This window comes from Microbacterium sp. TWP3-1-2b2 (assembly GCF_049896145.1).
Taxonomy (GTDB): domain Bacteria; phylum Actinomycetota; class Actinomycetes; order Actinomycetales; family Microbacteriaceae; genus Microbacterium.
This window is the reverse complement of the sequence record NZ_JAFCTS010000002.1, coordinates 410,332-416,957: the sequence shown is the minus strand read 5'-3', so window position 1 is coordinate 416,957 and position 6,626 is coordinate 410,332. Positions and strand designations below refer to the sequence as shown.

At 65.0% G+C, this 6,626-nt stretch carries 6 protein-coding genes and 1 tRNA gene; all 7 read right to left on the bottom strand.

What is annotated here, in order from left to right; translation table 11 throughout:
* Positions 1-427: 427 nt before the first annotated feature.
* The 7 genes from rplA to ACP7AR_RS17450 all read right to left on the bottom strand — a co-directional run bounded on the left by rplA (position 428) and on the right by ACP7AR_RS17450 (position 6,589).
* Positions 428-1,117 carry a 50S ribosomal protein L1 gene (gene rplA / locus ACP7AR_RS17480; RefSeq protein WP_188435684.1) on the bottom strand — a complete coding sequence of 230 codons (690 nt, stop codon included), beginning with the start codon at positions 1,115-1,117 and terminating at the stop codon, positions 428-430.
* Positions 1,118-1,125: 8 nt separating this feature from the next.
* Complete coding sequence (gene rplK, locus ACP7AR_RS17475) at positions 1,126-1,557, bottom strand: 50S ribosomal protein L11 (RefSeq protein WP_144792427.1); 432 nt, start codon at positions 1,555-1,557, stop codon at positions 1,126-1,128.
* A gap of 188 nt (positions 1,558-1,745) precedes the next feature.
* Positions 1,746-2,786: a transcription termination/antitermination protein NusG gene (nusG, locus tag ACP7AR_RS17470; protein ID WP_426188559.1), complete on the bottom strand. Its 1,041-nt coding sequence runs from the start codon at positions 2,784-2,786 to the stop codon at positions 1,746-1,748.
* 45 nt (positions 2,787-2,831) lie between these two features.
* Positions 2,832-3,095 (bottom strand): preprotein translocase subunit SecE, encoded by a 264-nt coding sequence (gene secE, locus ACP7AR_RS17465; protein ID WP_426188557.1) that lies wholly within the window; start codon positions 3,093-3,095, stop codon positions 2,832-2,834.
* Positions 3,096-3,135: 40 nt separating this feature from the next.
* Positions 3,136-3,208: transfer RNA gene (locus tag ACP7AR_RS17460), tRNA-Trp, on the bottom strand.
* Between the two features lie 144 nt (positions 3,209-3,352).
* Positions 3,353-5,077: a ubiquinone-dependent pyruvate dehydrogenase gene (gene poxB, locus ACP7AR_RS17455; RefSeq protein ID WP_426188555.1), complete on the bottom strand. Its 1,725-nt coding sequence runs from the start codon at positions 5,075-5,077 to the stop codon at positions 3,353-3,355.
* Between the two features lie 87 nt (positions 5,078-5,164).
* Positions 5,165-6,589: a GntP family transporter gene (locus ACP7AR_RS17450; RefSeq protein ID WP_426188553.1), complete on the bottom strand. Its 1,425-nt coding sequence runs from the start codon at positions 6,587-6,589 to the stop codon at positions 5,165-5,167.
* Between the last annotated feature and the right edge of the window lie 37 nt (positions 6,590-6,626).

Sequence of the window (6,626 nt, the reverse complement as noted above, 5' to 3'; positions counted from 1 at the left end):
TGAGTTCTCAAGGATCGGACGCTCCCCCGACCCAGTCATCACAACCAGGCCCGAAGGGCAACTTCTCAATCTTACCCGCCTCGCGGAGCCTGTCAAATCGGCGCTTCGGATCTCAGATCCGATGTGCAGCCGATGACCGCGACCCATGAGGTGGGACTCTCTATCCTAGACGCAAGCGTCCACACTCTCAAGTGAGAGAAGGAGTTCGGGAGTTGTTCTTCCGCTTGAGGGGGGTGAGGCACTTGGCCTTTCCGCTTCCCTGTGGGGCGAACAAGTAATAACTTACGCGGGATCCCGGGACGCGGCAAATCCTGCCCGCCCCCCGGGCGTGTCTCGCTCGCGCGCGAGGCCGAGCGATCCGCCGGCGGCCCCCCGAAGGCACGAAGAAGGGCCCCTGTCTCAATGACAGGGGCCCTTCTTGTCATGCTCAGATGGCGTTGACGTCCAGCGGGATGCCAGGGCCGAACGTCGTCGACACTGCGCCCTTCTGGATGTAACGGCCCTTTGCACTCGACGGCTTGAGGCGGACGATCTCCTCGAGGGCAGCGCCGATGTTCTCATCGAGCTGCTCAGCGGTGAACGAGGCCTTGCCGACGACGAAGTGCACGTTGGCGTGCTTGTCGACGCGGAACTCGATCTTTCCGCCCTTGATCTCCTCCACGGCCTTCGCCGTGTTCGGGGTCACGGTGCCGGTCTTCGGGTTCGGCATGAGGCCACGGGGGCCGAGCACCTTACCCAGTCGACCGACCTGTCCCATGAGTTCCGGCGTCGAGACGGCCGAGTCGAAGTCGGTCCAGCCTGCGGCGACCTTCTCGATGAGCTCGGCGCCGCCGACCTCATCCGCACCTGCGGCGATGGCTGCCTCGGCCGCGGGGCCGGTGGCGAACACGATGACGCGGGCGGTCTTGCCGGTGCCGTGCGGGAGGATGACGGTGCCGCGCACCATCTGGTCCGCCTTGCGCGGGTCGACGGCGAGCTTCAGCGCGACCTCGACGGTCGAGTCGAACTTCGCCGAGCCGGTCTCCTTGGCCAGAGCGACTGCTTCGGTGGGAGTGTAGAAACGATCTGCCTCGATCTTCGCGACGGCAGCGTTGTAAGCCTTGGACTTAGTCATGATTGTTCTCCTCAGCCCTCGACCGTGATGCCCATGGAGCGGGCGGTGCCGGCGATGATCTTCGAGGCGGCCTCGATGTCATTCGCGTTCAGGTCAGCCTGCTTGGTCTCGGCGATCTGACGGACCTGGTCCTTGGTGATCTTGCCGACCTTGACGGTGTGCGGCGTAGCCGATGCCTTCTGCACACCGGCTGCCTTCTTGATGAGCTCTGCGGCCGGCGGGGTCTTCAGGACGAACGTGAAGCTGCGGTCCTCGTAGACGGTGATCTCCACAGGAATGACGTTGCCGCGCTGCGACTCGGTCGCTGCGTTGTACGCCTTGCAGAACTCCATGATGTTCACGCCGTGCTGACCGAGCGCGGGGCCGATCGGCGGGGCCGGGTTGGCGGCGCCGGCGTTGATCTGAAGCTTGATCAGGCCGGTCACCTTCTTCTTTGGTGCCATTGTCTTTTCCTCTCATCGAACGGATGCCGTGGCATCCGATCTCCCACGATCCGGCATCTCCGAACCGCGGTGCTGTTTCGTGCACGCCGAAGCGCACACACAAACCACGTAAGTCTACCCGATGTCGGCGGGTGCGTGGAACGACGAAACGGCCACCCCGAAGGATGGCCGTTTCGAGAAGATCGACGTCAGTTCATCTTGGTGACCTGGTCGAACGACAGCTCGACCGGGGTCTCACGCTCGAAGAGGGAGACGAGCACCGTGAGCTTGCCGCTCTCGGGCTTGATCTCGCTGATCGAGCCCGGAAGGCCTGCGAACGAGCCTTCCTTGATCGTGATGGTCTCGCCGACCTCGAAGTCGACCTCGGCCGGGATCGAGCGAGCGACAGCGACGCCGCCCTTGGACTGGACGTTCTTCGCGGTCGGGACGTCCTTGACCTCGACGAGCGCCTTCAGCATGTTGAAGGCCTCTTCGAAACGCAGCGGCGTCGGGTTGTGAGCGTTGCCCACGAAGCCCGTGACACCTGGTGTGTGACGGACGACGGACCAGGTGTCTTCGTTGAGCTCCATGCGCACGAGAACGTAGCCGGGGATCCGGACGCGCGTGACCATCTTGCGCTGACCGTTCTTGATCTCGACGACGTCCTCCATCGGGACCTCGACCTGGTAGATGTCGTCCTCGACCTCGAGCGTCGACTTGCGCTGCTCGATGTTGGCCTTCACCTTGCGCTCGAAACCGGCGTAGGAGTGGATGACGTACCACTTGCCCGGCATCATGCGCAGGTCCATGCGGAAGGCCTCGTAGGGGTCTTCCTCCGCATTCTCGTCTGCAGCGTCGGCTGCCTCCTCGTTCACGGCATCCTCATCGCCGTTCACGTCGGGGCCGTCGTAGGGGGTGACCTCTTCGGCGGATGCCGCCTCGAGATCTGCGGCCTCTTCGGCCACTCCGTCGTTGAGGACCTCAGCGGCAGCTTCAGATTCTGCCGCTTCGTCCAGGTTGAGAGCGTCGTTCACGATCGCGTCCGCCTCCGGGTCGTCGATGTCGATGTCTTCCGTGCCTTCTTCACTCAGGTCTTCCGCGTCGCTCTCGATGTGGACAGCGACGTGCTCTGCAGCAGAGGAGGACTGCTCTTCGGCCGAGAGGACATTGCCCTCCTGCGCCTCGTCGTCCTCGCTGGACTGCTCCGCAGCGGTCGCCCAGTCGGCGTCGTCGGAATATCGTTCAGACACGTTATTTCTTTCCAATCATTGCGGTCGCAACCGCGGGGGTGACGCTTACTGCGGCACTCCGAAGACCTGGGCCGTCAGCCACGAGAAGGCGGTGTCCAGACCGTAGACCAGGGCCATCATGATCGCCACGAAGACCAGCACGACGCCGGTGAACTTGAACAGTTCCTTGCGCGTGGGTGTGACGACCTTGCGAAGCTCGCCGATGACCTGACGGAAGAACAGCGCGATCCGGCCGAAGAAGCCGAGCTTCTTCACACTGGCAGCGCCGCCTGCCGCGACGACTTCGCCGCGCGGTTCGTCCTGATCCATCCTGAATGTACCTTTCGTGTGTCAGCATCGCGCTGACGCGCAGGGCGGACAGGAATCGAACCTGCAACCTGCGGTTTTGGAGACCGCTGCTCTGCCAATTGAGCTACCGCCCTAGAGACCGTGAGGCCCCTGGATCTGCATCTGCCCCACACCCGCGGGCATGGAAAAAGAATGCAGACAACTGCCTGTCCAGTGTACGGCATGCTGTGTGCCCCGGCGAACCGCGACGCGTTCCGCAGGCTCAGGGGCGCGTGTCGTCAGAACAGCTGCCGCCAGTTCGCCCTGGCCAGATCCAGCAGTTCGTCTCCGCGGCCGGACATGACGGTGCGGATCGCGTAGAGCGCGAAGCCCTTGACCTGCTCGGCAGTGATCGCGGGCGGCATGGACAGCTCCTGGCGCTCCGTGACGACGTCGAGCAGTGCCGGCCCATCGTGAGCGAGCACTTCGCGCACGGCATCCGGAAGATCCTCGCTGCGCTCCACCCGTCGTGCGAAGATGCCCAGCGCCTCGGCGACGGCCGCGAAGTTGGGGTTCTCGAGGTCGGTCGCGTACGTGACGAACCCGGCAGCCTTCATCTCCAACTCCACGAAGTTGAGCGAGGAGTTGTTCACCACGATCGTCTTCACCGGCAGCCGATTCTGCGTGAGCGTGATCAGCTCGCCCAGCATCATCGCGAGTCCGCCATCGCCTGCCAGGGCGACGACCTGCCGATCCGGCGCCGCGGTCTGCGCTCCGATGCCGTGCATGAGCGCGTTCGCCATGGATCCGTGAGTGAACGAGCCGATGAGACGGCGCCGACCGTTCATCGTGAGGTAGCGTGCCGCCCACACTGTGGGCGAACCGACATCGGCCGTGAAGATCGCGTCGTCGCTCGCTGCCTCGTCGATGAGGCGGGCGAGGTACTGCGGGTGGATCGGGTTCTTTCCCTTGGCCGGCACCGCGAGCTCATCGAGCTTCGCCCGCGTCTTGCGATAGTGCGCGACGGCGTCATCGAGATGCGAACGATCCGACTTCTCCGCGATCCGCGGGAGGAGCGCCTCAGCGGTCGCCTTGACATCGCCGACGAGGCCCAGATCGAGTGGATGCCGCTTGCCGAGTTGCGAGCCCCGGATGTCGACCTGGATCGTCGTGGCGTCTTCCGGATAGAACTGCGGGTAGGGGAAGTCCGAGCCCAGCACCAGCAGCGTGTCCGCCGATTCCATCGCCCGGAACCCGGAGGCGAAGCCGAGCAGCCCGGTCATGCCCACGTCGAACGGGTTGTCGTACTCGATGAACTCCTTGCCGCGCAGAGCATGCACGATGGGTGCGCCGAGGCGGTCGGCGAGCGCGACCACCTCGTCATGCGCTCCTTCGACCCCGGCTCCCGCGAGGATCGTCACGTTCCTCGCCGCGTTCAGCAGTTCGGCGGCCTTCTCGAGCTCGCCCGGGTTAGGAACGACGACGGGATGCGCGCGCGTGATGACCGTGGCGCGGTCGACCGGCACATCGGCGAGGGCGACCTCGCCAGGGATCACGATCACGGCGACCCCGCGCTTCTCGACGGCCTCGCGCATCGCGATCTCGAGGATGCGCGGCATCTGGACCGGATCGGCGACGTATTCGACGTACACGCTGCACTCGCGGAACAGCTCCTGGGGATGCGTCTCCTGGAAGTAGCCGGTGCCGATCTCGCTCGTGGGGATGTGCGCGGCGATCGCGAGCACCGGGACGCGCGAGCGGTTGGCGTCGAACAGTCCGTTTATCAGATGGAGGTTGCCTGGACCGCACGATCCGGCGACCACCGCGAGGTCGCCGGTGAGCCCGGCATCCGCCGCAGCAGCGAACGCGGCTGATTCCTCATGGCGCACATGCAGCCAGCGGATCGTGCCGTCTTTGCGCAGGGCATCCGTGAAGCCGTTGAGCGAATCGCCGGGGATGCCGTACACCCGGTCGATGCCGTTGGCTCGTAGCGTGCGGACCATGTTCTCAGCGACAGTGACCATACGTCCACGCTACGCCAGCCCAGGACAGACGGGGCGGGGCCCTCGGCATCCGTCTCCGGATTCCGAGGGCCCCGCATTCGACGGTCGTCAGCTCATCGGGATGACTGCATACGTGAGCCAGGTGAGGAGGAACCCGGCGACACCGAGGACCGTGGTCAGCGGCGTCCAGGTACGGAGGCCGTCCTTCACCGACAGCCCGAGGTAGCGGGTGACGACCCAGAACCCGGAGTCGTTGACGTGGCTGAGGCCGAGGGCCCCGTATCCGATCGCGACCGCGACGAGCGCGATGTGGATCGTGTCGAGCCCCAGCACTGCGACCGACGGCAGAAGGAGACCGGCCGTGGTCGTGATGGCCACCGTGGCCGAGCCCTGCGCGGCACGCATGATCAACGAGATGAGGAACGCGGCGAGCAGTAGCGGCATGCCCGATCCTGCGAGCAGTTCGGCGACAGCACCGCCGATGCCGGTCTCGGTGAGGATGCGGCCGAAAGCGCCACCGGCACCCGTGACGAGGATGATGACGGCAGCAGCGGGCAAGGCCGATTCCATGACCTCGCCGAGCTTCGCAGCCGACCACCCGCGACGCACACCGAGGAAGAACATCGCCGCGGCGATCGCGACCATGAGCGCGAAGATGGGCTGACCGATCATCGACAGGAAGCTGTTCCAGAAGCTCCCGACCTCGAATGCCGGCGCGACAGCCGTGCCCAGCATGATGAGCACGAGCGGGAGAAGGATGAGCCCGAGAACGGTGAAGGCGCTTGGCGCCTTCTCGCCGTCGCGGAGCCCCGCGTTCGAGGACGGCTGATCGTTGCCGAAGCTGTCGAACATCTCCTTCGTCGCCTCGATCATCGCGAACTCGCGGCGGTTGATGAGCTTGCCGACCCAGAACGACAGAGCCGCCAACGGGATGGAGATCAGCAATGCGAAGATCGTGACCCAGCCGATGTCGGCGCCGAGGATGGTCGCGCCGCCGACGATGCCCGGATGCGGCGGGACCGCGACGTGCACCGCGAGCATGATGCCCGCGACGGGGAGACCGAACTTGATCGGGTTGAGCCCTGCGACCTTCGAGAAGGCGAAGATGATCGGCACGAGGATGATGAATCCGGCGTCGAAGAAGACCGGGATGGCCAGGATCGCGGCGGCGATCACCAGAGCGATGCCCACTCTCTTCGGGCCGAGCCACTTCGTGAAGGTTCCGGCGAGCGACTCGGCGCCACCGGAGAGCTCGATGATCTTGCCGAGCATCGAGCCGAGGGCGACGAGCACTGCGACGGAGCCGAGTGTTCCGCCGACCCCCGCGATGATCGCCTGGATGATGCCGAGCTGTTCGGGGGAGCTTTCCGTCGCGGCGATCGTCGTCATCGGAAGACCGGCGGCGAGCCCGACGATGATCGAGACGAGGATCAGGGCGTAGAAGGCCTGCATCTTGAAGCGGATGATCAGCAGGAGCAGCAGGGCGAGGCCTGCGATTCCGATCGCGATCAGCGCGGGAAGAGGGAGCGTCACTGGGTCTCTTCTTTCAGTGTGTTACGCGGCGCGGATG